Annotated in this window: 1 protein-coding gene; it reads left to right on the top strand. The window is 37.3% G+C overall.

The window, feature by feature from the left end:
- Nucleotides 1-330 (top strand): hypothetical protein (locus RT99_RS25455; protein ID WP_042566752.1); only part of this gene is annotated, 330 nt, incomplete at both ends.

Consider the following 330-nt stretch of genomic DNA (forward strand, 5'->3'; position numbering starts at 1 on the left):
TGGAAACACATTAACATTAACCAATGCTGTAGCAGGAACGTATACTGTACAGGTTACAGATACTGCCACAGGATGTACTAATACAGCAACAGTAACAGTTAATGAACCAGCAAATGCATTAACATTAACAGCGGTATCAACTAATATTAGCTGTAATAATGGTCTTTCTGAAATTACAGTTACAGCAGCTGGCGGTACACCAAATTACACTTATGCAGTTGTAATAGCCGGAACTACAGCTCCAACTGTTTTCGCAAGTGGAAATGTTCTTTCAGTAGATACTAATTCTGGTGCAAATTTAAGCTGGGATGTTTATGTAAAAGATGCTAA

The sequence above is a fragment of the Flavobacterium sp. MEB061 genome (assembly GCF_000834715.1).
GTDB lineage: Bacteria > Bacteroidota > Bacteroidia > Flavobacteriales > Flavobacteriaceae > Flavobacterium > Flavobacterium pectinovorum.